At 71.2% G+C, this 23,687-nt stretch carries 22 protein-coding genes; 15 read left to right on the top strand and 7 right to left on the bottom strand.

The features are described from left to right. The first annotated feature begins 140 nt into the window (after positions 1–140). The 9 genes from hemB to Q2K20_RS02370 all read left to right on the top strand — a co-directional run bounded on the left by hemB (position 141) and on the right by Q2K20_RS02370 (position 8,525). Positions 141–1,181, top strand: a complete 1,041-nt coding sequence (hemB, locus tag Q2K20_RS02330) for a porphobilinogen synthase (RefSeq protein WP_082923767.1) — start codon at positions 141–143, stop codon at positions 1,179–1,181. Then, positions 1,178–1,834 (top strand): hypothetical protein, encoded by a 657-nt coding sequence (locus tag Q2K20_RS02335; RefSeq protein WP_067713683.1) that lies wholly within the window; start codon positions 1,178–1,180, stop codon positions 1,832–1,834. The genes hemB and Q2K20_RS02335 overlap by 4 nt, the downstream gene beginning before the upstream one ends. Beyond that, positions 1,821–2,342, top strand: coding sequence for a hypothetical protein (locus Q2K20_RS02340; protein ID WP_067713622.1), 522 nt, complete (start codon positions 1,821–1,823; stop codon positions 2,340–2,342). The genes Q2K20_RS02335 and Q2K20_RS02340 overlap by 14 nt, the downstream gene beginning before the upstream one ends. Continuing rightward, the gene (locus tag Q2K20_RS02345; protein ID WP_159149089.1) at positions 2,339–2,581 is read left to right on the top strand and encodes a hypothetical protein; all 243 of its coding nucleotides are present in this window, start codon (positions 2,339–2,341) and stop codon (positions 2,579–2,581) included. The genes Q2K20_RS02340 and Q2K20_RS02345 overlap by 4 nt, the downstream gene beginning before the upstream one ends. Positions 2,582–2,833: 252 nt before the next feature. Next, positions 2,834–4,756: an alpha/beta fold hydrolase gene (locus Q2K20_RS02350; RefSeq protein WP_253701872.1), complete on the top strand. Its 1,923-nt coding sequence runs from the start codon at positions 2,834–2,836 to the stop codon at positions 4,754–4,756. 84 nt (positions 4,757–4,840) lie between these two features. Further along, positions 4,841–6,151 carry a glutamate-1-semialdehyde 2,1-aminomutase gene (gene hemL / locus Q2K20_RS02355; RefSeq protein WP_283468562.1) on the top strand — a complete coding sequence of 437 codons (1,311 nt, stop codon included), beginning with the start codon at positions 4,841–4,843 and terminating at the stop codon, positions 6,149–6,151. A 284-nt stretch (positions 6,152–6,435) separates the two neighbouring features. Next, positions 6,436–7,056, top strand: a complete 621-nt coding sequence (locus Q2K20_RS02360) for a histidine phosphatase family protein (RefSeq protein WP_159148825.1) — start codon at positions 6,436–6,438, stop codon at positions 7,054–7,056. A gap of 3 nt (positions 7,057–7,059) precedes the next feature. Further along, entirely contained in the window at positions 7,060–7,668 is a 609-nt protein-coding gene (locus tag Q2K20_RS02365) for a TlpA disulfide reductase family protein (protein ID WP_269504097.1), read from the top strand. After that, positions 7,665–8,525, top strand: coding sequence for a cytochrome c biogenesis CcdA family protein (locus Q2K20_RS02370; RefSeq protein ID WP_269504098.1), 861 nt, complete (start codon positions 7,665–7,667; stop codon positions 8,523–8,525). The genes Q2K20_RS02365 and Q2K20_RS02370 overlap by 4 nt, the downstream gene beginning before the upstream one ends. A gap of 20 nt (positions 8,526–8,545) precedes the next feature. Here Q2K20_RS02370 and Q2K20_RS02375 read toward each other — a convergent pair whose 3' ends face one another. From Q2K20_RS02375 to Q2K20_RS02385, 3 genes are all read right to left on the bottom strand, one after another. Continuing rightward, positions 8,546–9,910 (bottom strand): HNH endonuclease signature motif containing protein, encoded by a 1,365-nt coding sequence (locus tag Q2K20_RS02375; RefSeq protein ID WP_269504101.1) that lies wholly within the window; start codon positions 9,908–9,910, stop codon positions 8,546–8,548. Between the two features lie 451 nt (positions 9,911–10,361). Beyond that, positions 10,362–10,547 carry a hypothetical protein gene (locus Q2K20_RS02380; protein WP_253002409.1) on the bottom strand — a complete coding sequence of 62 codons (186 nt, stop codon included), beginning with the start codon at positions 10,545–10,547 and terminating at the stop codon, positions 10,362–10,364. A 14-nt stretch (positions 10,548–10,561) separates the two neighbouring features. Beyond that, positions 10,562–11,557, bottom strand: coding sequence for a WXG100 family type VII secretion target (locus Q2K20_RS02385; protein ID WP_269504105.1), 996 nt, complete (start codon positions 11,555–11,557; stop codon positions 10,562–10,564). Positions 11,558–11,815: 258 nt separating this feature from the next. On the opposite strand from Q2K20_RS02385, the gene Q2K20_RS02390 reads away from it, so the two are divergent. The 6 genes from Q2K20_RS02390 (at position 11,816) to ccsB (ending at position 18,808) form a co-directional block, all read left to right on the top strand. Further along, the gene (locus Q2K20_RS02390; protein WP_317176604.1) at positions 11,816–12,388 is read left to right on the top strand and encodes a DUF3558 family protein; all 573 of its coding nucleotides are present in this window, start codon (positions 11,816–11,818) and stop codon (positions 12,386–12,388) included. 35 nt (positions 12,389–12,423) lie between these two features. Further along, positions 12,424–14,268, top strand: a complete 1,845-nt coding sequence (locus tag Q2K20_RS02395; protein WP_269504107.1) for a hypothetical protein — start codon at positions 12,424–12,426, stop codon at positions 14,266–14,268. A 220-nt stretch (positions 14,269–14,488) separates the two neighbouring features. Continuing rightward, positions 14,489–15,421 carry a formate/nitrite transporter family protein gene (locus Q2K20_RS02400; protein WP_269504108.1) on the top strand — a complete coding sequence of 311 codons (933 nt, stop codon included), beginning with the start codon at positions 14,489–14,491 and terminating at the stop codon, positions 15,419–15,421. Between the two features lie 79 nt (positions 15,422–15,500). Further along, the gene (gene cynS / locus Q2K20_RS02405; RefSeq protein ID WP_317176605.1) at positions 15,501–15,950 is read left to right on the top strand and encodes a cyanase; all 450 of its coding nucleotides are present in this window, start codon (positions 15,501–15,503) and stop codon (positions 15,948–15,950) included. A gap of 201 nt (positions 15,951–16,151) precedes the next feature. After that, a complete protein-coding gene (locus Q2K20_RS02410) occupies positions 16,152–17,813 on the top strand; it encodes a cytochrome c biogenesis protein ResB (RefSeq protein WP_317176606.1) in 1,662 nt (553 codons plus the stop codon). Continuing rightward, positions 17,810–18,808: a c-type cytochrome biogenesis protein CcsB gene (gene ccsB / locus Q2K20_RS02415; RefSeq protein ID WP_317176607.1), complete on the top strand. Its 999-nt coding sequence runs from the start codon at positions 17,810–17,812 to the stop codon at positions 18,806–18,808. The genes Q2K20_RS02410 and ccsB overlap by 4 nt, the downstream gene beginning before the upstream one ends. Here the strand turns inward: ccsB and Q2K20_RS02420 are convergent. From Q2K20_RS02420 to Q2K20_RS02435, 4 genes are read right to left on the bottom strand one after another with little or no spacing between them, the layout of a single operon-like run. Continuing rightward, on the bottom strand, positions 18,805–19,476 hold the full coding sequence (locus Q2K20_RS02420) for an ATP-binding cassette domain-containing protein (protein ID WP_317176608.1): 672 nt from the start codon (positions 19,474–19,476) through the stop codon (positions 18,805–18,807). The genes ccsB and Q2K20_RS02420 overlap by 4 nt on opposite strands. After that, a complete protein-coding gene (locus Q2K20_RS02425; protein WP_317176609.1) occupies positions 19,473–21,038 on the bottom strand; it encodes an ATP-binding cassette domain-containing protein in 1,566 nt (521 codons plus the stop codon). Before Q2K20_RS02425 ends, Q2K20_RS02420 begins: the two co-directional genes overlap by 4 nt. Then, complete coding sequence (locus Q2K20_RS02430; RefSeq protein ID WP_317176610.1) at positions 21,031–22,026, bottom strand: ABC transporter permease; 996 nt, start codon at positions 22,024–22,026, stop codon at positions 21,031–21,033. The genes Q2K20_RS02425 and Q2K20_RS02430 overlap by 8 nt, the downstream gene beginning before the upstream one ends. Beyond that, positions 22,023–23,681 (bottom strand): ABC transporter substrate-binding protein, encoded by a 1,659-nt coding sequence (locus Q2K20_RS02435; protein WP_317176611.1) that lies wholly within the window; start codon positions 23,679–23,681, stop codon positions 22,023–22,025. Before Q2K20_RS02435 ends, Q2K20_RS02430 begins: the two co-directional genes overlap by 4 nt. Positions 23,682–23,687: the final 6 nt, after the last annotated feature.

A 23,687-nucleotide genomic window follows, 5' to 3' on the forward strand; every position in this document is an offset into this window, starting at 1 on the left:
CACCGCCAGCACCGCCTGCCCCGCCCGGCCGACCAGCCGCGCGGGGCAGGCGCGTGTTCAGGGGTCGACGAGCCCGCGTCCCGGCGCAGCGCGGGTGAGCGCCGCGCCCGACCACCGGCGACTTTCGTACAGTGGGGGTCGTGACGACACCGCCAGACGAGACCACGTCCGTTCCCGCGCCGCTGGTGCGCCCGCGTCGACTCCGCTCGACGCCGGCCATGCGCAGGCTCGTCGCCGAGACCACGCTCGCCCCGCGACAGCTGGTGCTCCCCGCGTTCGTGGCCGACGGGATCGAGGCCCCGCGCGACATCTCGTCGCTGCCCGGGGTCGTCCAGCACACCGTCGACTCGCTGAGGCGCGAGGCCGTCGCCGCCGCCGAGGCGGGACTGGGCGGCATCATGCTGTTCGGCGTGCCCCTCGACGCGGACAAGGACGCCACCGGCAGCTGCGGCGCCGACCCCGGCGGCATCCTCAACCGCGCGCTGTCCGCCGTCCGCGCCGAGGTCGGCGACGACCTCGTGATCATGGCCGACACCTGCCTCGACGAGTTCACCGACCACGGCCACTGCGGTGTGCTCGGCATCGACCCGCGCGGCGAGCAGATCGTCGACAACGACGCCACGCTCGCCGCCTACAACGACCTCGCCGTCGCCCAGGCCGCCGCCGGAGCCCACGTCGTGGGGCCCAGCGGGATGATGGACGGCCAGATCGCCGCCATCCGCGAAGCCCTCGACCGCGAGGGGTACCAGGACGTCGCGGTGTTGGCCTACAGCGCCAAGTACGCCAGCGCCTTCTACGGCCCGTTCCGCGAGGCCGTCGGCTCGTCCCTGCGCGGCGACCGGCGCACCTACCAGCAGGACCCGGCCAACCTGCGCGAGTCCCTGCGTGAGGTGCAGCTCGACCTGGAGGAGGGCGCCGACATGGTGATGGTCAAGCCCGCCATGTCCTACCTCGACGTCCTGCGCCAGACCGCCGAGATCTCTGACGTGCCGGTGGCCGCCTACCAGGTCTCCGGCGAGTACGCGATGATCTCCGCCGCCGCCGAGCGAGGCTGGATCGACCACGACCCGGCCGTCATGGAATCGCTGACCTCCATCCGCCGCGCGGGCGCGGACATCGTCCTGACCTACTGGGCCCTGCACGCCGCGCGCCTCCTCGCCGACGGGTGGGGGTCCCGGTGACCCGCGGCAGCGGGCCGTGGCGCCCGCCCGCCCGGACCGGACCCGGCCCCGATGCGGAAGGCGCCACGGGGGGGAGCCCCGCGCCCGGCGAGCCGCCCACCGACCCCGGCATCGCCCCGCCCGCCGAGCCGGCCGGTCCGCCGCCGGAGGAGATCCACACCGCGTGGGTGCTGTGGCTGGCCGCCGCCGCGTTCGGACTGCTCGGCATGCTGATCAACTCCGCGACCGCCAGCTTCGGGGACCTGCCCACCGCCACGCGGGACGCCTTCCGCGACGCGGTCGCCAACACCGGGTCCGCTGACGTCTCCGTCGAGAGCATGTTCTCCATCGCTCTGGCGGCCGGGGCGGTGCTGGCGCTCATCGTCGCCGCCGTCACCGTGTGGCTGGCCTTCCGGCTGCGAGCGGGCAAGGGGTGGGCCCGCACGATGCTCGACATCGTCGCCATCTTCCTCGTCGTCGACGCCGTGTCCGTGGTGATCGGTGTGTTCGGCGGAGTCGCGACCGCGGGGGAGCGGGGAGACGTCATCAGCTTCGTCGTCATCGCCCTCCAGATCCTCGCCGGACTGTGCGCCGCAGCCGCCGTGTGGCGCCAGCACAAGGCCGAGGCCATCCAGTACACGACCCCGGGAGGCGGCGCGCGTGCCGGCAAGTGAACCCACCGCCGCCCGGCCGGGAATCGAACCCGAGGGGCCGATCCTGTACGCCGAGGACGGCTGGAGCTGGGCCTGGATCCTCGCGGCGCCCGCGTTCTGCGCCGCTGCCGCAGGGTTCGAGCTCGCCACCGGCGCCCCGGTGCACTGGCTGATGCTCACCGTCTGCGCGATCGCGACCGCCCTCTGCCACGGCGTGATGATCGCCGCCACCCGCGTCCACGGTCGTGTCCGCCTGACCCCCGACGTGTACCTCCAGGGCACCGAGGAGCTCGAACTGCGCCGGATCGAGGAGGTGCTGCCCCTCCCCGCCGCCGACGACTCCGTAGCTTCGTGGGAGACGGCCCGACTCCTCGGCGAGCTGCGGGAGATGCCCCGCCGGCGGGCGGCTGTGGGTCTGCGACTCGACACCGGGGGCGAGGTCCGCGCCTGGTCCCGCGACCCCGCGGCCCTGCACGCCGCCCTGGCCGGCGCTGTCGACGGTCTCCCGCGCGAGCCGGGACCCGAGTGAACTCGCGTCGCCTCGGCGTGGCCGCGGTCGCCTGCGCTGTACTCGCCGTGGTGCTGTGGTGGTTCGCCAGGGACATCGTGACGGGCGCGCCGCCGGTCATCGACCCGCCCGTCGAGGGCAGCATCGAACGCATCTACACCGATCCCCGGCTGCTCCTGGCCGCGACCGTCCTGGCGGGGCTGACGATGGTCCTGACCACCCTCGCAGTCCTCCGGCGCGCCCCCCGGGTCGAATCCTGACAGATCTACTTCTGCCAGGGCTTTTTCGGGCGCAGCGAACGCCGCGGTAACGATCGGATGACGGTTTTCTGAGTGTGCCCGGGGCGGTGCGTCGTGGCGTCGGCCACAGGCTACATTTGGGGCGGTTCGGACGTATGTGACGCTCGTAAAAATGAGTGGTCGATGCGTCCGATTCGCCGGAGTGACGCCTACAGCACAGGGAAACGGGGATCGGTGCAGCCTTCCAGCACTTTCGTTGGCACCACCGCGGTCGTGGGAGCGATCGCACTTCTGGGATCGGGAGTGGCCTCGGCCGCCCAGGTCGAATGGCAGGACTGTACCGAGATGCTCGGCATCGAGGCCGAGTACGTCCCCGCCGGTCTCGAGTGCGGAACCGTCGAGGTCCCCGTGGACTACACCGCGCCCGACGCCGCCAAGACCCAGATCGCGCTCACCCGCATCAAGGCCTCGTCCGGCCAGGCGCGCTCCACCGTGTTCGGCAACCCCGGCGGGCCCGGCAACTACGCCCTGAACTTCTGGAGCCCGGCCCTCGACGGCGCCAACCCGGCCGGCCTGTACGAGAACCACGACCTCGTGGCCGTCCAGCCCCGCGGGCTGTACGGCTCCAATCCCATGGTCTGCAACGTGGACTACGTGGGCCCGAACACGGTCAACCCGCTCCACGACGCGTGCTACGGGACCGACCCCGAGTACATGAAGTCCATGACCACCGAGAACGCCGCCCGCGACATGAACGCGGTCCGCGAGGCGCTCGAGCTGGCAGAGGTCGACTACGTGGGCGTGTCCTACGGCACCGCGATCGGCACCGACTTCGCCACCCTGTTCCCCGAGGCCACCGGCCGTATGGTGCTGGACTCCAACACCCACCCCGACTGGCGTTGGAACACACAGGCAGAGCAGGGTGCGCTCGCCCAGGAGCAGCGGGTCAACGACATCTTCGCCTGGATCGCCGAGCGCGACGACTACTACGGCCTCGGGGACACCCCGCTGAAGGTCTTCCACTCCTGGAAGTGGGTCACCGACCAGGAGGTGGGCGGCCCCGCCAACCTCACCCCGCCGCCGGCGCAGACCGGCGACCTGCCCGTGGAGCTCCGCGGCAGCGCCGTCGAGAAGCCCGCGCTCGACGTGATCAACGGGACCGCCCCCGCCCGCGCACGCGTCGAGGGGTTCGCCCGCGCCGCGGCGCTGCAGGGGCTGACGAACAACGCCACCACCGGGCTCTACGACGCCACGGTCGGCGCCACCTACTCCGAGCAGGCCTGGCCGATGCTCGCCCACGTCCTCAAGTACTACAACGACGGCGGCACCATCGCGCGTGCCGACTACGAGACCGTGGCCCTGATGCTGGCCGCGCAGGAGAACCGCTCGCCGGTGTACCGCACCGACATCGAGATGAACTCGATCATCACCTGCAACGAGACCGCTGCCCCGGCCGACCAGCTGGGAGTCATCGCGGCCAAGGCCGACAAGTACACCGGCGGCAACCGCCTCACCGCCCGCGCCGCCGTCGAGGCCGCCGGCGACGACTGCGTGGGCTGGCAGCCGGTCGCCAAGACCATCAGCCCCAACGGTGACGCCCTCGACGAGAAGCCGCTGGTGCTGCACTCCGAGGACGACGCCATCACCCCCATCGCCGGCGCGCACCGCGTGGCCGAGGCCATGGGTGGCGCACTGGTCACCGTCGGTGGCGGCGACCACGGCACCTTCCGCATGGGCAACGAGGCCATCGACAAGCTCGTGATGGAGTTCCTGGAGACCGGGATCGCCGAGCCGGGCCACGTCGCGGGCAAGCCGTCGCCGGAGCCCCTGCCGAAGTGGGGCCAGGCCGAGCGCACTGCCGCCGCCCAGCAGGGCATGTCCGCTCCCGTCGACGGTGCTGACGACTGGTACGGCACCCACCGCGACGCCGGCACCGGCGACGTGAACGCCGCCGGCACCGGTTCCGTCGGGGCCCCGGCGGTCGGCTCCGTCGCCGCGCCGACGCCCGCCTCGGGGTCCGTCGCTGCGCCGGCGCCCGCACCCGTACCGCTGCCCACGCCGCAGGAGCTGCAGCAGCAGGCGGAGACTGCAGTCGCCGACGCGGAGAAGGCGGTACACGAGTTCGCCGGACAGGTCGACGCCGCCGCGAAGTCGCTGTTCGCCCCCCTCGCCCCGCCGGCTCCGCCGCAGGGCTGAGACCGCGAGGGGGTGCTCGCGGCCGGACTTTGAGACACTGGTCCGGTGACCTCTTCGAGTGATGCCTTCAAGACCCCGTCCGGCATGTCCGGCACCACCCGATCGGCCGAGCTCTTCGCCGAGGCCTGCGAGCTGATCCCCGGCGGAGTCAACTCCCCGGTCCGCGCCTTCAACTCCGTCGGCGGAACCCCGCGTTTCATGCGTGAAGCGCGGGGTTCCCGCATGACGGACGTCGACGGCAACACCTACATCGACCTCGTCTGCTCGTGGGGCCCCATGATCCACGGGCACGCCCACCCCGAGATCGTCGACGCCGTCCGCGACGCCGCCACCCGCGGACTGAGCTTCGGCACCCCGACCGAGGGTGAGGTCGACCTCGCCCGCGAGATCGTCGCCCGCACCTCCGTCGACGAGGTGCGCCTGGTCAACTCTGGCACCGAGGCCACCATGAGCGCCGTGCGCCTGGCCCGCGGATTCACCGGCCGCTCCAAGATCGTCAAGTTCTCCGGGTGCTACCACGGACACGTCGACGCACTGCTCGCCGACGCCGGGTCGGGCCTGGCCACGTTCGCGCTGCCGGACTCGCCCGGCGTCACCGGCGCGACCGCCCACGACACGATCGTGCTGCCGTACAACGACATCGACGCCGTCAGGGTGGCCTTCGCCAACCACGGCGACGAGATCGCCTGCGTGATCACTGAGGCCGCCGCCGGCAACATGGGCACCGTCCCGCCGCTGCCCGGCTTCAACGAAGAACTGCGCACCCTGTGCTCCGACAACGGGGCACTGCTCGTGATGGACGAGGTCATGACCGGATTCCGCGCCGGGGACCGCGGCTGGTGGGGGATCGACGGTGTCGCCGGCGACCTGACCACCTTCGGCAAGGTCATGTCCGGAGGACTGCCCGCCGCCGCGTTCGGAGGTCGCGCCGACGTCATGGCCGCCCTCGCCCCCGCCGGCCCCGTCTACCAGGCCGGCACCCTGTCCGGGAACCCCGTCGCCGTGGCCGCGGGTCTGACCTCCCTGCGGCTGGCCGACCACTCCTGCTACTACACGCTGCAGACCAACGCCGACCGGCTCGAGGCGCTGATCAGCAACGCTCTGCAGGCCGCGGGTGTCGCGCACACCATCCAGCGGGCGGGCACCATGATCAGCATGTTCTTCTCCGAGGATCAGGTCACCGACTACGCCGGGGCCAAGGCCGCCGAGACCTTCCGCTACGCGCCGTTCTTCAACACGCTGCTCGACCGCGGCATCTACGCTCCGCCCAGCGCGTTCGAGACCTGGTTCGTCTCCACCGCGCTCACCGACGACGACTTCCAGCACATCTCCGACGCGCTGCCGGTGGCTGCGGAAGCTGCCGCCGCGGCGTCCGCCCCGGAGACGGGCCGATGAGCAGCAGCGGACGAGGACTGCGCGGGCGGCTCGCCGTCCCGTCGACGGGACCCACCTCACTGCCGATCCCCCTCCGGGGAGATCATCCCGCCCCCGCCGTGGCGCCACCGTCGCTGGGCGGGTCCGGGGCCACCGCGGCCCCGGCTGAGCCTCCCCTCGAGTCGCAGCCGGAGGGGTCCGCGGCCTACGGGGCCGAGCCGGGGACGATCGCCGCTCCGGGAGAGCCGGTCTCGTCGTCGTCGACCCCTCGTGACACCTCGGCTCGCGCCGGCGAGACGCAGACGATCGTGCACCTGGTGCGTCACGGTGAGGTCCACAATCCCGAGGGCATCCTCTACGGGCGGCTGCCCGAGTTCCGACTGTCCGAGCTGGGGCGGAGCCAGGCCGAGACCGTTGGCCGGGTGCTGGGACAGGGGCACGACATCGTGTCGATCGTCGCCTCGCCGCTGCAGCGTGCCCAGGAGACCGCGGCCCCTCTCGCCGAGGCACTGGGCCTTCCGGTGGGGATCGACGCCGACATCATCGAAGCAGACAACCGCTTCGAGGGGCGCAAGGTGGGCGGCCCCGGCGGCGCCCTGCGCGACCCGCAGTACTGGCCGATCCTGCTCAACCCGATGCGGCCGTCGTGGGGTGAGCCCTACCTGCAGATCGCGCACCGCATGATCGGCGCCGTGTACTCCACCCTCGACACCGCCCGCGGTCACGAGGCCGTCCTGGTGAGTCACCAGCTGCCGGTCTACACCACACGCCGCTTCCTCGAGGGGCGGCGCCTGTGGCACGACCCGCGCAAGCGGCAGTGCTCGCTGGCCTCGATCACCTCGCTGGTGTTCGAGGGCACGACACTGCGCGACATCGTCTATTCGGAACCGGCGGGGGCATCCGACCCGTCGCAGACTGGAGCCTGAATCATGCGCAAGCCCAAGGCCGCCCTCGTCGCGCTGCTGGTGACCGGCGCCCTCGTCGGCGGCTGTGCGACCGGCGACGACGCCGTGGTGGTGGGCCCGGAGACGTTCGAGTTCGTCAGCCCCGACGGGCAGATCGAGATCCACTACGACCCCCCGGCCGAGCGCAAGCCCGTCGCGACGCTCACCGGTCCCGACCTGCTCGACCCGGACCGCACACTCACCGTGCAGGAGGACTTCGCCGGCGAGGTGGTGATCCTCAACTTGTGGGGCCAGTGGTGTGGACCGTGCCGGGCCGAGTCCGACGACCTGCAGCGCCTGCAGGAGGAATTCGAGCCCCAGGGTGCCACCGTGTTCGGCATCAACCTGCGCGACCCCAACCGGCAGAAGCCGGTGGACTTCGTCAAGGACAACGGCATCACGTTCCCCTCGATCTGGGATCCCAGTAACGCCGCGGTCGCCGCGCTGCGAGGCTTCCCGACGTCCGTGGTGCCGGCGACGATCATCCTCGACAAGCAGCACCGGGTGGCCGCCGTGTATCTGGCCGAGATCACCGACGACGAGCTGCGCGAGACCGTCATCGAGCTCCTCGCCGAGGAGGTCGACCAGACGTGAACCCGGAGACGATCCTGCTCGCACAGAGTGTGGGGGAGACGTTCCAGCAGACCGTGGCCAGCGGCCCGATCCTGCTCGCATTGGGCGCGTGCATCCTGGCAGGCCTCGTGTCGTTCGCCTCGCCGTGCGTCATCCCGCTGGTGCCCGGTTATCTGGCGTACCTCGCCAGCGTCGTGGGCGCCGAACGTCCGCCGGCTACCGCTGCCGCCGCCGAACGCCAGCGGGCCGCCACCGCCACGTTGACGATGGAGGAGCGCCGCACCCGACGGTCCTCGCGCGCCCGTGTGGTGGGCGCGTCGCTGTTGTTCGTTGGCGGATTCACCGTGGTCTTCGTGATGCTCAGCGCCATGGTGCTGGGCACCGTGCAGTACCTGGCACCCCAGCAAGAGCTGCTGCAGCGTCTCGGGGGCGTGGTGACGATCCTCATGGGGCTCGTCTTCATCGGCCTCGTCCCCACCCTGCAGCGGGACACCCGCATGCAGCCCAAGTCGCTGTCCACCTGGATCGGCGCCCCGATGCTCGGCGCCGTGTTCGCCCTGGGTTGGACCCCGTGTCTGGGTCCGACCCTGGCTGCCGCGCTCTCGGTCGCCGCGGGCACCGGGGTCGACGCGGCGCGCGGAGTGCTGCTGATCGTCGCCTACTGCCTCGGCCTGGGCCTTCCGTTCATCATCGTGGCGTTCGGCTCCACCTGGGCGATGCGGACCGTCGGCTGGCTGCAGAAGCACACCCGGGCCATTCAGGTGTTCGGCGGCGTCATGCTCATCATCGTGGGCCTGCTGCTGCTGTCCGGCGGGTGGGCGCTGTTCATCGACTGGCTGCGCGACTTCGCCATCTCGGACACCACGCTGCCCATCTGACCCACCCACGCCGGGCGGCATCACGCCGCCTCCCGGACTGCGTCGTGGCGTTGCGTGATTGCGGCGTCGAGGTCGTGGAGAAGCGCGAACGGGAGTATCGGCGCTTCGAGTGGTGACGGTGGTGGTGGTCCGGGTTTGGGCCGTGGCGGGTCGGCCGCGCGGGGGGTTCCGGCGGGCGGGATCCACCTGACGCCCTGGGGCGCGCGCGAGTCGGGGGTGGTGGACCAGCCGGTGTCGTGGATCATCGCGTGGCAGTCGCCGCTGGCCAGGGCGAGTTCGTCGATATTGGTGAGGCCTCCGGCGGCCCAGGGTCTGCCCGCGTGGTGGGCTTCGCAGTGTCGGGCGTCCTGGTCGCAGTCGGGGTGTGTGCAGCCTCCGTACGCGGCGAACAGGGCCAGGCGTTGGTAGCGGGAGGCGGTGCGGCGACTGCGGAACAGTCGCAGGTCGATCTCCTTGTCGCACAGGGCCAGGAACCAGTGGTTGCCGCGGGCCATGGCCAGCGCCTGGGGCACGGGTACGCGGATTCCACCGTCGGTCTCGCCGCAGCCGGCGAGCGTGGCTAGCTGGTCGAGGTCCACGCGGACCACGATCGCCGCCGGTGCGCCGGTCTTGGCGGCATCTGCGGACAGGGCAAGTTGAAGGGCGTGGACCATCGCGTCGTGCATGCGTTGACCGTCGGTGCGGGTGTCCTTCTCCTCGGGGTCGGGCCACAGGCGGCCGGGCTGGCCCCAGCGGGCGTGGACTTCGCGCATCAGCGCGGCCAGTTGCGGGTCCATGGTCATCGCCGCGCGGGCCATCAGGTCCAGTCCCTGGCCGCCGCACGTGACCGAGCGGCGGCGGGCTCGCTCTGCTGCGCCGCGCTCGGTGCGCCCCGGATCGACAGCGTCCAGGAGTCGGTGCGCGTGTTCCTGGAGGCGGCGGGTCGTGCACTGGTCGGCGGCCAGGGCGATCAGCTGCGCTTCCAGGTGTGCGCGCGCCTCGTCGTCGTAGTCGTCGGGCAGGGCTGCCAGGGCGGCGTTGATGATCCTGAGGTGCCCGGCGGACAGGGTGCCCTCGGCAGTGGCGCGCATGCGGGCGGAGTCGGCGATGGCGGCGTCGTCGAGTCGGCCGCGCGCCTCCCCGGGGGCCAGGCCCAGGCCGCCGGTGAGCATCTGTCGCTCGTTGACGAATCCCATCTGCCGCGCGGTACCCGAGGTGCGGGCGGTGGCCAAAACGCGGGCCTGGGAGGCGCGGATGCGGCGTTGGGCCTGTTCGAGGGCGACCAGTTCGGCGTGCAGTTCGGCCGGTGACACCTCTGCCCAGTCGCGCTCAAGGTGGGCATCGAGCGCGGACAGCGCGGCGGTCAACTCCCTGCTGGCCGTGGCTCGCATCCCGGTGTCGCTCATGCGTTCGATTAGATCACCTGGGTACGACACGACCGCGTCGTTCCAGTTCGCGTCAGTGAAAGAGGAACGCCGGTGCCATCACCGCCGCGTGCTCGCGGACTACTCGCCCGATTGCGCCCGGACTCAGCTCGCCTTGCGGGGGACTGTGCGAACTGGTTTGTGCAAGTGGCCTCCCACCAAGAAGGCATCTTGGCGAAAGTTGTATCGGAGCGGATATCGCCCGCCGGGCAGTTGACGCCGGTGGCGTTGCGATCCTCTGCGACAACTACCTGTGGCGACACTATGTCGGACAGGAAGCCCGGCGCCCCTGGGTTGGCGGCCAGGTCCGGTGGATGGAGTGCATCGAGCAGTCGACTGAAGAGGAATGCAGAGATCTGCTCAACAACTGACTCTGGCACAAATCTCGCGACCGGAATCCCAAGTCCAGCGATGTTGTCCGTTGCTGGCTAAACTAGGCAAAGAACTCGCCCCAGATGATCACTCCGCCGATAACCGCCAGACCTCCGAAAATTCGAACGACGACCGAGGGGTCGTTAGCCACTATTAGGCGGATGTTGTGTGTGAATGCAGCCCAGGTCGGCGGCCTTAGCCAGATCCAGCGAATTTTGTGGTTGAGGGAAGGTTTGTCGTCGTCCATTCGGTTCCTCCTAGTCACGGGGTGAAGTAACGGTCGAACACCGCACTTCCCCCCTTCTTTCCCAAGTAGCTGCCGACCGCTGCGCCGACGCCAGCGCCGAGGATCGCGCCAAGTGGGCCGACAGCACCGCCCGTCATGGCCCCGAGCGCCGCACCGCTTGTGGCGCCACCGGCGAGAGCGCTTACTGTCTCCAGTGACGCTTCAGTAGCCGAGATTTCGCCCCTTGCGTATCCCTCGACGCCGTCGTAGATGGTGACGGCTGCGCCGGCAGGGCCGGCCGCTCTGCCGAGGCCGCGTAGGACGCCAGCCCACGCCTTTCCGGGGGCGTCCGCAACAGGGTTGAGCTTGTGTTTTCCACGAGTTTCGGGGTCCAGCTCGTCGGCCGCTATGGGGAACCCGTAGCCGGCCGCGCCGGTCACGGCGTCGACTGCGCCAAACCAACCGTTTCGTGACCCTCCCGGTATCGGTCGCCGGTCGACTTCTGGCGGGATCGCATCGTGGATCCGGGTGGCCACGAGGTCGATCTCGCGACCGTAGTGCTCGTCGAGCGACCGCACGGTGTCCAGGGCCATGCGGATCGTTTCGGCACGGGCGTTGACGGTGTCCTGGGTGATGTCGTCGCGGCCTGGTGCGGGGCCGACGGAGTCTTGGCCGACGACCAGTCCGGCACTGACGGCGTCCCGGACTCGGTCGCGTACCGATTGGACTGCGGGTTGCAGGGCTGCTTCGGCTCGGGACAGGGCGTCGGTGAGGTCTTCGAGTCCGTCTGCGAGTTTGGTGACGTGTGACTTCTCGGTTTCGGCGGCGTCGATGACCGCGTCTGCGGCGACGCCGGACCAGCCCTCGGAAAGCGTGTCCCGCCCGTCGGCCAAGGATGTCCGTAACCCTTCTGCAGTGGCACGACGGGTGGCAATGGCGTCCCCGGCGGCGGTCAGCGCGGTGGTGTCCCAGCGACCGATCTGCCCGATCGTGTAGCTCACGCCTCGCTCTTCCTGCAGCTTGTCCGTCACCAGGTACGACGTCGCGAGCCCACCGTCCGGTTCCGCACCCGGCACAGAAATCTCTGGGCCCGGCACTGTGATGACCCACCCGTCGGCTGGCGACGATTGCGATGATCTCTGATCGTGAGCGCTTACCGACCTGACGACGCCCCTTCCGACCTGCGGCGACGCGATTTGGCGCCGCGAACCTCAGGTCGGGGGAACCGTTCGGCGGCTCGGCCCGTCGTACAGGTTGTGGGGAAAAGTAGAGCGTTCGTAGCCGCGGTGGTGGCCGCCGGTGTAGTGCTGTCCGGGTGCGCGTCGACTGACGGGGGAGAAGATACGTCGACGACGACGAGCCCAGCCGCTGCCGAGAAGCCGGGCAATCCCTGGGATCTGCCGATCGAGCAGAGGCCTGCCCTGTTCGACCCGTGTGCTGAGATTCCAATCGAAGCTATTGAAGAGGGGGTCGGAAAAGCCGTCCAGCCCATCGAAAGTCTCACCCGTCACGAACCTGGAACCCTAATGTCCTGCGGCTGGAAGAGCCCGGAGGTTCACTTTTCGGCATTGTCCACCTGGAAAGCCCGTGAGGAGTACCTCGCCGATCGAGCGTTCGTAGTTCGCGATCGTGAGTATCGAAAGTCTGGAAGGACGAGCCTCCGATTAGTAGAGAAGGGTGACACTCTGGGAGGGACTTGCCTCCAGCTGTTCTTCACTAGTGCTGGAACAGTGTGGCTGAGATTGGATTCGACAGATGGGCTCGGCAGGTTCAAGGGGAAAGAGTTAGTAAACGCATGTGATGCGTTGGACGCCGCGACCGAATCGGTGTTGCCGTTTGTCCCGAAAGGGGACTTCAAGTGATTCTGAATCTTGATGAGTATGCCGCGAATCGGTGCGTGGACGCGAGCAACCGTTTTGCCGAATCTGTCACTGAGTTGGCGGTGTCACAGGCAGTAGACAATCAGAAGGCCAACCTGCGAGCTTTCCCCACTGCTCGTCAAATTGGTACGGTTTATTCCCTCTTTGTCGACGAAGACCTGCGAACACTATTGAATGGGTTCGTTTCGCAAGCTCGAGCGATGGCGATGCTGTTCGCCGCCGCCGGGGGGCTCATCGAGGCGCAGGATGAGGCGTTGGCGGGAGCGTTGTCGAAGGCGGCCGAAGAACCCGCAGGGTTGCAGAGCCTCGGCTTGATCCATGCGAGCGAATCGGACGTCTTCGCACTCCAGGACATGTGCGTCATGGGCGCCTACGGGCGAGTGGGGCCGGAGGATGTGTCGGATTCGCCGCTGGAGCGCATCGCACAATGTGCCGAAGGGCTGCAGCCGAGCCAGTTCAGCGACATCGATGAGCGGGCCACCAGAGTCTCGGAGGCACTGAACTCAGCTGCGGAACAGCTCAACAGCGACCTCAACAACATCCTCGGAAGTGGTTGGCAGGGTGAGTTCGCGTCGAGCGCGCAGGATTCGGTGACGGGCCTGGTGAACTCGGCGTTCGCCCTGTCGGCGGAGTTGGAGCAGGTCGCAGCCAAAGCCAGGCGCGCGCATGACGGGTTCGTCACCACCCGCACCAACATCGCCGAGCAGGCAGCGCAGGCCACGATCGCGCAGCTCTCCGGCCGGGAGCACGGACCTGCGGGGCTGAGCGCCGCTGCGGAGTCGCGGGCCCGCATGGCGGCGGCGGAGGAGCAGGCCAGGGCGATCGTCAACACCGAGTACAGCCCCGCAGTCATGGACGCCAACCTCGATGACCTCGACTTCACCGCCGCGTACCGGGTGGTGTCGACCTCGGCGCTGGGCGGACAGAACGGCATCGACATGGCGCGCGTCTGGAACACCGAGGGCATTCCGCGGCCCGCCCAGCCGGCGGCGCCGAATGCTGCCGCGATTGCCGCCCTCACGGGTGGCGCGAGCGGCGCGGGTGACGAGGCGCCGGTGTCCGCCGGGACCGTGGGCGGCGCAGTGCCGGGGATGACGACGACGAGCACGCCCACCGCAGCCACAGATGCCGCCACTGAGCAAGCTCTCCTGGCTGCGAGGGCAAGCGCGGTCGACGGAGGATCGACACCGACGTCAGCGGGACCGGCAGGGGCGGGAGGCGGTGTCAACGCCACGACGACCGCAGCTGGGGCGCCGTTCGCGCCGATACCGAGCGCACACGGTCAGCAGACCGGCGCTGGCGCCGGAGCCGGCGGCGCGACCGGGATCCCGGGGATCCGCGGCGGAACCGTCGGCGACAGCAACCGCAACCGGGATCGCGGGTTCGGCTCGACAGCCGGGCTGGTCGGAGGTGGCGGGGCCGCCGCCGCAGGTGCAGGAGCCTCACGCATGGGCGGCGCCGGCACCCTGGCCGGGTTCGGTGCGGGCGGCCCGGCCGCAGGAGCTCCCGGGGCCGGCTCGGCAGGCGCAGGTGCCGCGGGACCGGGTGCCGGGGCGTTCTCGTCGTCGTCACCAAGTGCGGCACACGCCGGGCGAGCTGGGGCAATGCCGATGGGTGGAGTGATGGGAGCGGCAGGGGCCGGGCAGAACAACGACCGCCGCGGCCACACCCCCGCGAGCTACCTGACCAACGCCACCAACACCACGGCGATCATCGGCGAACCGGTCAAGGTCGCGCCCGCGGTGCTCGGCCGCGCACCCGTGGAAGACGCAACCTCGGCCGTGCGGTCGGACCAGCCCGAACCGTTCCGAGGGCGCGTAATCGGCCGCGACTACACCGGCGGGGGTGCGGACCGGCACTAAGCAACGCGAGCGGCAGGCGAGGATGCGACCCAGGGCGCCGACCTGGGAACACCGATGCTGCCGGCCCGCGTGCCCGCCCGAGCAGCGCGGGCCTCACGGGAGATCCCCCGCGCGGTGAGCAAAGGGTAACCAGCCCACACAGTGAGGTCACTGGCCAGACACACAGACCTCCCAGACTTGGCGCGGTACGACCACCACCGCCGCACAGCTGGAGGCACCCGTGTCCTACGTCCAACCCCAGGACTTCACCCGCGCGATGATCGACGCCGGGGCGAAGAAGGTCCACATGTCCACCCGCGACACACTCATCCGCGGATTCATGGCCGGCGCGATCCTCGCGCTCGCGGCGGCATTCGCCGTCACCGTCACCGTCCAGACCGGCAGTGCACTCCTCGGAGCAGTGCTGTTCCCTGTCGGCTTCATCCTCCTGTACCTGCTGGGCTTCGACCTGCTCACAGGCGTGTTCACCCTCGTGCCACTGGCCCTGCTCGACAAGCGCCGCGGCGTCACGGTCGGGGGCATGCTGCGCAACTGGGGACTGGTCTTCGTCGGCAACTTCGCCGGCGCGCTGACCGTGGCGTTCCTCATCGCGTTCATCACCACCTACGGGTTCAACGTGGCGCCCGACGAGGTGGGCCAGCGGCTCGGCGAGATCGGTGAATCCCGCACGCTGGGCTACGCCGAGCACGGTGCAGCCGGGATGCTGACACTGTTTTTCCGCGGCGTGCTGTGCAACTGGATGGTCTCCACCGGCGTGGTCGCCGCCATGATGTCCACCAGCGTCAGCGGCAAGGCACTGACCATGTGGATGCCCGTAATGCTGTTCTTCTACATGGGCTTCGAGCACTCCGTGGTCAACATGTTCCTGTTCCCGACCGGCCTGATGCTGGGCGGCGACTTCTCCCTCGGCGACTACCTCGTGTGGAACGAGATCCCGACCGTCGCCGGCAACCTCGTGGGCGGGCTGCTGTTCGTGGGCCTGACCCTCTACGTCACCCACGCGCGCACCAAGGCCCGGCGATCGTCGTCCCCTGACACGGACACGGCAACGGTCGGTGCTCCGGACACCGGCAGCGAGCCCGCCACCACCGAGCGAGCCACCACAGAGCGAGCCACCACAGAGCGCGCGACCACCGAGCCCGCCGCAGTCTGACCCCCGCACGCGCGCGAGCCCACCTGCCGATTCGCCCACCCGCCGACTTGCCGACCCGCCCACCGAGAGGATCCGTTCGATGACCCCCATCATGTCCAGGCACGAGGCCGCGGCGCTCGTGGACTCCGCCCGCATCCGCCAGGGCCGCACCTGGGCCAACCTGGCCGAGCATCTGGGGACCCCGCTGGTGTGGACCGCCGCGGCGCTACTCGGCCAGCACCCGCTGTCGACCGAGCAGGCACGGTCGGTGTGCGACCTCCTCGGCCTCGACGACACCGTGGCGGAGAGCCTCGCCCTGCAGCCGAGCCGCGGCACACCGGCGGAGGTGATGGCCGATCCGACGATCTATCGGTTGACCGAGGCGGTGTCGGTGTACGGGCCGGCGCTCAAGGCGCTGATCCACGAGGAATTCGGAGACGGGATCATGAGCGCGATCAACTTCACGGTCGACATCAACCGTCGCGCCGACCCTGACGGGGACCGGGTGGTGATCACGTTGGACGGGAAGTTCCTCGACTATCGGTGGTGACGGCCCCAACCGACCAGGAACCCCCGCGGCGGGGGAGACTCCGGCGGCCGGCCGGAGACCCCCGCCACACCCGACGCGACCTCCTCGTGGTTGGCCGCACCCTGCCAGGATTCGCTCAGGTTCGCCCCACTAGCCTGGGTGCGACCGGCGCCGAGTAAGGCCCGAGCCGCCTCGGCGCGCCGCGACCCGCAGATGGACCCCATGCCCAGAACCGCTGCCGTCACCGCGTTCCTCCGCAACGCGTGGCGCACCCTCACCGCCATGCGCACGGCGCTGATCCTGCTGTTCCTGTTGGCCGTCGCCGCCATCCCGGGCGCGCTCCTGCCACAGCGCAGCCTCAACGAGGGCAACGTCAACGAATACATCGCCGAGAACGGGTGGCTGGGCGAGACCTACGACAAGCTCCAACTGTTCGACGTCTTCAGCAGCTGGTGGTTCACCGCCATCTACGTCCTGCTGTTCGTCTCGCTGGTTGGCTGCCTCACCCCGCGTTGCTTCGAACTGGTCCGCCAGCTGCGCACGCCCCCGCCGCTGACCCCGCGCAACCTGTCCCGCCTGCCGCACCACGCCGCATACCGGACCACGGCCACGCCGGAGCAGGCCGCGGACCAGATCCGCCGCGAGCTCAAGGGCCGGGTCCGCCGCAACGACGGCGACGGCCGCGTCCCCGGCACCATCGAGCTGTCCACCGAGCGCGGCTACTCGCGGGAGGTCGGCAACATCGTCTTCCACTTCGGCCTGCTCGCGCTGCTCGTCATGTTCGCGGCCGGCAAGTTCGTCTACGCCGAGGGCATGCGCGTCATCGTCGCCAATGAGGAGTCCCCGGCGTTCTGCAACACCACGCCCAGCGCGTACGACTCGTTCCGCGCCGGCCTGCTGGTGGACGGCACGGACCTCGAGCAGTTCTGCATCAAGGTCGAGGACTTCCGCGCCGACTACCTGTCCAACGGCCAGGCCGAGATGTTCACCTCCAACGTGCGCTACACGGAGGAGGTCACCACGACCGACCCCGACACGTGGGAGCCGTTCGAGATGCGGGTCAACCACCCGCTGCGCATCGGTTCCACCCGCGTCTACCTGCAGGGTCACGGCTTCGCGCCGACGTTCACGGTGACGTTCCCGAACGGCGAGACCCGCACGGACACCCAGCACTGGTCACCGACCGAGCTGCAGACGTTCCTGTCCTCGGGCATCATGCGCTTCGACCCGCCCGCTGGCATGTACCCCGATCTGGCCGAGCGGCGGACGCAGCAGATCGCCATCCAGGGCCTGTTCGCGCCGACCGCGCAGTTCGAGGGCACCCTGCTGAGCTCGCGGTTCCCGCGCATGGACGACCCGGCGGTGGCGATCGACGTCTACCGCGGGGACGCCGGCCTGGACACGGGCCGCCCGCAGTCGGTCTTCTCGCTCGAGCCGGACCTCATCGAGTCCGGCGCGCTCAACCGCGAGGCCCGCGTCAACCTCAGGCCCGGCGAGACCACCACCCTCCCCGACGGCACGGAGGTCCGGTTCGACGGCGCCGAGGAGTTCGTCAACATCCAGGTCTCCTCCGACCCCACGCAGATCTGGGTGGGAGTGTCCGCCGCCGTGATGATGGCGGGCCTGGTGCTCAGCCTGATGGTGCGGCGCCGGAGGATCTGGGCGCGGGTGAGTGTCGACGACGACGAGGTCACCCGTGTCGATCTGGGTGGCCTGGCCAAGACGGACCGATCGGGCTGGGGGAGCGAGTTCGACGAGCTCCGGGACCGGCTGGTCTCGGCGGCGGCTGTCACACCCGTGTTGCCGGGTGAGGCCGACACGGGCCACACTTCAACTAGTCGCGGCACCGCCGCCGACGCTGCGCGGAAGGACGACACCCGGTGATCACTCTGACCCTCGCACAGGGCCTGCCCATCGATGAGACGCTGGCCACCTACTCGGACCTGGCGTTCCGGACGGCCTTCGGGATCTATGCACTGGCGCTGATCGCGTCGCTGATCTACTACGCGGGTTTCCGCGTGGCCAAGGTCTCGGAGAAGGAGCTGGTCACGGCCGGCGGGACCGGGCTGACCGAGTCGCGGTCCCTCACCGACACCGGCGACGAGGAGCGGGCCTCGGCCGGCAACGTGCGCTGGGCGCGGATCGCGCAGCTGTTCGTGGTGCTCGGGTTCGTGTTCCACGCCGCGTCCCTCGTCCTGCGGGGGCTGTCCACGGAGCGGTTCCCGTGGGGCAACATGTACGAGTTCATCCTGGGCAGCACGCTGTTGGCGGTGGCGGCGGGGCTGATCTGGCTGCGCAAGCCCGCGCTGCAGGTGGTGTGGCCGTATCTGCTGGTGCCGATCCTGGTGCTGCTGTTCTTCGGCGGGACCCACCTGTACTCGGATGCCGCTCCCGTGGTGCCGGCGCTGCGCTCGTACTGGCTGCCGATCCACGTGTCGATCATCGCGCTGGGCTCGGGCATCCTGCTCATCCCCGGTGTCGTGTCGATCATGTACCTCATCCGCGTGTGGCAGCCGCAGGGGCAGGAGCACGGGTGGGGCGCCCGCCTGGCCCGTCCACTGCCGGCCGCCGAGACCCTCGACCGCCTCGCGTACCGCACCACGGTCATCGGCTTCCCGGTCTTCGGCGTGGGCATCCTGCTCGGCGCCGTGTGGGCCGAGAGCGCGTGGGGCCGCTTCTGGGGCTGGGACCCCAAGGAGACGGTGTCGTTCATCTCGTGGGTGCTCTACGCGGGCTACCTGCACGCCCGTGCGACCAGCGGCTGGGGCCCCAAGAAGGCGGCGTGGATCAACATCGCCGGCTTCGCTGTGCTGGTGTTCAACCTGTTCTTCATCAACATTGTGGTCTCGGGCCTGCACTCCTACGCCGGGCTGAACTAGCTTCCGGCGGCGTCGCCCATCGTGTGGACGACGTCGGCCCAGTCGGCCGCGAGCCGCTGATCATGGGTGATCGCGAGGACGCCGAGCCCCCCGTCGGCGCGGGCCCGCAGGACGCCCGCGATCGCGTTCGTGCTCTCGGGGTCCAGATGCGCGGTGGCCTCGTCGGCGATCAGGTAACGCGGCCGCTGGGCCAGCGCCCGGGCGAGGCAGGCGCGGTGGAGTTGTCCGCCGGAGACCTGTTCGGGCCGTCGGTCGAGTAGGCCGGGGTCCAGTCGGACCTCCCGGGCGAGCGCCTCCACGTCCACCGGGCTCCCGCGCAGCCGTCCGGGGAGCGCGATCATCCGGCGGAGCGTCATCCGGGGGTCCGCCGACGCCATCGGGTCCTGATCCAGCAGCGCCGTGTGCCCGGGCAGTCGGCCGCGCCGGCGCCGCACCTCCCGCACACCCGGGCCGTCGGTCGGCGCGCCGGGTTCGTCCGTCACCGTCACCGTCCCGGCGGTGGGGGCCAGCAGCCCGGCGAGCAGGTGCGCGAGGGTGGTCTTGCCGCTTCCGGAGGGCCCCACGAGCGCGGTGACCCGGCCCCCGCGCACGGTCAGGTCGGTCGGCGGCAACGCGAATCCGTCGGGTCCGGCGTGCCGGAAGGCGACCCCGCGTGCGGACAGCGTCATGACGACACCAATTCCGCGACCGGCCGGAGCCGCCCGCCACGCATCTCGAGTACCTCGTCGGCGACGCCACTCTCCGCGATCGTGGCGTGGTCGTGGGCCACGAGTAGCACTGCGAGCCCGGTGTCGTCGGCCAGTCGGCGCAGCGTCGTCAGGACGGCAAGGGCCAGGTCGGCGTCCAGGCCGGTGGTGGGTTCGTCGGCGAGCAGGACGGCGGGGTTCGTGCTCAGCGCGGCCGCGATCGCCATCCGGCGCAGCTGGCCGCCGGAGAGTTGGTGCGGGTACCGGTCGGCCAGGGTGGGATTGACCCTCACGAGCCGGCACAGGGCGTCGACGTCAGGGGCGCGGCGGTCGCCGCGGCCCCGGCGCCCAACGGCGAGTCCTTCCTCGAGCTGCCCCCGCAGGTGCCGGGTCGGGGTGAACGCGGCCGCGGCGGACTGGGGGACGTGACCGGTCGACCCGCCAGAGCCCAGCGCCACCCGGCCTGCGGTGATCGCGCCCGCAGGGGTCATCCCGGCGCAGGCGTCGAGCAGGCTGGACTTGCCGGCGCCCGACGGCCCGATGATCGCCACGACCCGGCCCGTCTCGATCCGCAGGGATGCCCCGTCGACCGCCCGCACCGAGCCCGGGGCCCGGTGCGCCACCACGAGATCGTCCACCGTCAGGCTCGCCCGGCTGGCGCCCACCTCGTCGTCGTCGCGGTGGTGGTCGTCGCGGTGGTGGTCGCCGGGGTCGTGGTCACCCACGGGGGCCCCGCGCCGCAGCGCCCCGCCCCGCACCGCCCCTCGCCGCCCCGACCCGGGCCCCAGCAGCGCGACCGCCACGGTCACGGCGATGAGCGCGGCGGTGGGGAAGGCGAGCGGCCACCACCGGCCGATCAGGAGTCCGGACTGGGACAGCGCGACCAGTGTGCCGAGGCTCGGCCGTTCGGGCGGCATCCCGATGCCGAGGAACGACAGGGTCGACTCGTGCCACACGGCGTGCGGGACCATGAGCACCATCGCGAGGCCGGCCTGCCCGACCACGGCCGGCAGGACGTGCCACCGCGCGAGCTGCAGCGGGGACGCCCCGGCGACGCGGGAGGCGGCGACGTACTGCGACGCCATGATCTGCTGCGCCTCAGCCCGCACCACCCGCGCGACGGCCGGCCAGTGCGTCAGCGCCAGGGCCACCACGATGGCGGCGAGCGAGCCCCGGAACAGCGCCACAACCACGACCGTGGCGAGCAGGTGCGGCACGGCGGCGACGGCGTCGGTGCACCGCATGAGTGCCGCGTCGACCCGGCCACCGCACGCCGCCGCTCCGGCGCCCACCGCCACCCCGAGCACTCCGGCGAGCACCGCGGCGCCCGCGGCGACCGCGAGCGACACCCGCAGCGCCTGGGCCACCCGGACGGACAGGTCGTGCCCCAGCCCGTCGGTGCCCATCGGGTGCGCCCACGTCGGCGACAGGTCGGCAGACAGGTACCCCGACGAGGCCATGCCCGCGGGCGCGATCGCGGGCCACACCAGGGCGAACGCCACCACGGCCACGAGCATCACCCCGCCCACCACTCGATCACGCATCGATCCGCACCCTCGGGTCGGCGACGAGCAGCAGGCAGTCGGCGAGCCACGTGCCGACCAGGACGGTGAGCGACGCCGCCACCGTCACCGCGGCGAGCAGCGCGAAGTCGGCCCCGAGCGCGGCGTCGACGGTCGCAGCCGCCACCCCGGGCCACGCGAAGACGGTCTCCACGACCAGCGATCCGACCATCACTTCGGGCACCCGCGAGCCGAGCAGCGCGATAAGCGGCGCCCACGCGACGGGTGCGACGTGCCTGCTCAGAACGGTCCATTCGCCCAGTCCACGGGCCCGCGCCTCGGCGACGGCCGGCGACGCCTCCGCGTCGAGCACCGCCCGCCGGAACGCGAGCAGCATCCACGGCACCTGCCCGGCGGCCAGCACGAGCGCGGGCAGCATGCCGTAGCGCACCACGCCGCCCACCGTGGCCGCCTGGCCGGGCGGGGCCGCGCCGGAGACGGGCAGCCACCCCAGCGCCACCGAGAACACCGCCACCGAGCCCAGGGCCAGCGCGAACGTCGGGATCGAACTCAGCGTGACCGCCGCCCCGGCGAGCGCCCGGTCGACCGCGCCGTGGGGGCGCGCTGCCGCGATGAGGCCGGAGAGGACGACGACGACGAGGGCGATCCCCAGCCCCACCGCAGACAGTCCCACGGTCCACGGAAGTCGCTCGGTGAGTACGTCGAGCACCGGTTGGCGGTAGGTGGGGGAGTAGCCGGCGTCGCCCGTCGCCAGTCCCGCGATCCACTGTGTCCAGGCCTGCCACCAGGGCCGATCGGTGCCGAGGGCGGTGGCGGCGGCCGAGCGTTCGGCGTCGGTCAGGCGTTCGTAGCCGTCGCCGAGGTGGGCGGCCAGCGGGTCGAGTGGTGAGGCGTCGGCCATGACGAACGCCGCCAGCGTCACGGCGAGCACCACGAGCGGCACGGCCAGCGCGCGGCGGATCGTGACGCGGGCGAGGTCGGCCCGACGTTCGCGCAGTCGGCGGATCACGGGCGGGCCGTCCAGTGCGCGACCGCCCACCACGGTCCCCAGGTCGCGCCGTGGGAGTGCGGTTCGAGGATCGGGGCGGGGCCGGTGTGGCCGGTGTCGCGGACGAGATAGGTGTGGTCGAGCGTCACGAGGAACAGGTGCCCGGGGTCGCGGTGGTAGGCCTGCTGGGCCTGCCGGTAGAGGCGGGTCCGTTCGGCCGGGTCGGAGGCCCGGCGGGCGGCGTCGAGGGCGCGGTCGACGTCCGCGTTGCCGTAGCCACCGGGGTTGTCCAGCGGTCCGGACAGCGGGGTCGGCGAGTGCAGGGTCCGGTAGGCCTGGGTGTCGACGGTGTACGGGTTGTCGCCGCCGCCGAGCAGGACCGCCACCTCCCCGGCGCGGGCCTCGATCTCGTCCCACGTCCCGCCCCACAGTTCCACGGCCACGCCCACCTCGCGCAGCTGGTCGGCCACCGCCGAGGCGAGTTCGCGGCGCAGCGAGTCGGCGACGGGATAGGCCAGCACGAACTCGGCCCTGTCGGCGGAGCCCCCGCGGACCAGCACCCCGTCCGGCCCGGGCCGCCACCCGGCCTCCGCGAGCTGGCCCCGCGCGTCGGCCCGGCGCGCGGCCGGGTCCGCATCGGGCTGCTCGCCGGCTACGCCCACCGGTTCGAACTCCGGGTAGGCGTCGGTGATCGGCGAGGTGGCGGGCCGGCCGTGCCCGGCGAGGACGTGCTCGACCAGCGACTCGCGGTCCACGGCCAGCGTTAGCGCGCGCCGGACCGCCGGGTCGCCGGTGAAGGGGTGCGCGCTGGGCAAGGCCACGGCCCGCCAGTCGGCGCTGCCCACCGACACCAGCTCCAGCCCGTCGCGGCCGGCCAGCCCGGCAGCCAGTGCGGGTGGCAGGACGGTGCCGTCGACCTCGCCGGTGACGATCATCTGGGCGCGGGCGTTCTCGTCGGGCACCGATCGCAAGACGAGGGTGTCGACGTCGGGGGCGCCGTCGCGGTGGTCGGGATCGCCCACCAGCACGGCCTCGCCGGGGGAGAGGCGCTGGAGCCGGTAGGGGCCGGTGCCGACGGGCGCGGTGTTGAGCGGGGACTCCGCGGCCGGCCCCGGCGCGAGCAGTTCGGACGGGGCGATGCCGAGCAGCAGTCGCGCGGGCATCCCCGGGTCCGGTGCGTCGAGTCCGAACTCCACGGTGAGCGGGTCCGGCGTGCCGATCCGGGCGATCGACGTGTAGTCCGACGCGATCGGCGAGCCCGACACCGGATCGGCCACCGCCCGGTAGGTCGCCGCGACGTCCCCGGAATCGAGCGCGGTGCCGTCGTGGAACCGCACGCCCTCGCGCAGTCGGACGGTCCACGTGAGCCCGTCGTCGCTGACCTCCGGGTCGGCTGCGGCCAGCGCGGGCACGAGGTCGGGCAGCGTCTCGTCGTCCTCCGCCGCCGGTCGCAGGAGCCCCTCGTACAGCGGCGAGACGCCGGTCGAGCCATAACCGGAGACCGGGTTGAACTCGCCCAGCGGCGCCGAGTCGGCCAGCACGACCCGGCCGCCGACGCTCCCGCCGCCGCTGCCACCACCCTCCCCGCCGTCACCAGCGGCGGACGGCATCGCGCATCCCGACGCGGCCAGGGCCACTGCGAGGCACACACCGGTGACGGCGTAGAACGGTCTCAAGTGCGT

Source organism: Dietzia sp. IN118 (assembly GCF_032905965.1).
Classification (GTDB): domain Bacteria; phylum Actinomycetota; class Actinomycetes; order Mycobacteriales; family Mycobacteriaceae; genus Dietzia; species Dietzia kunjamensis.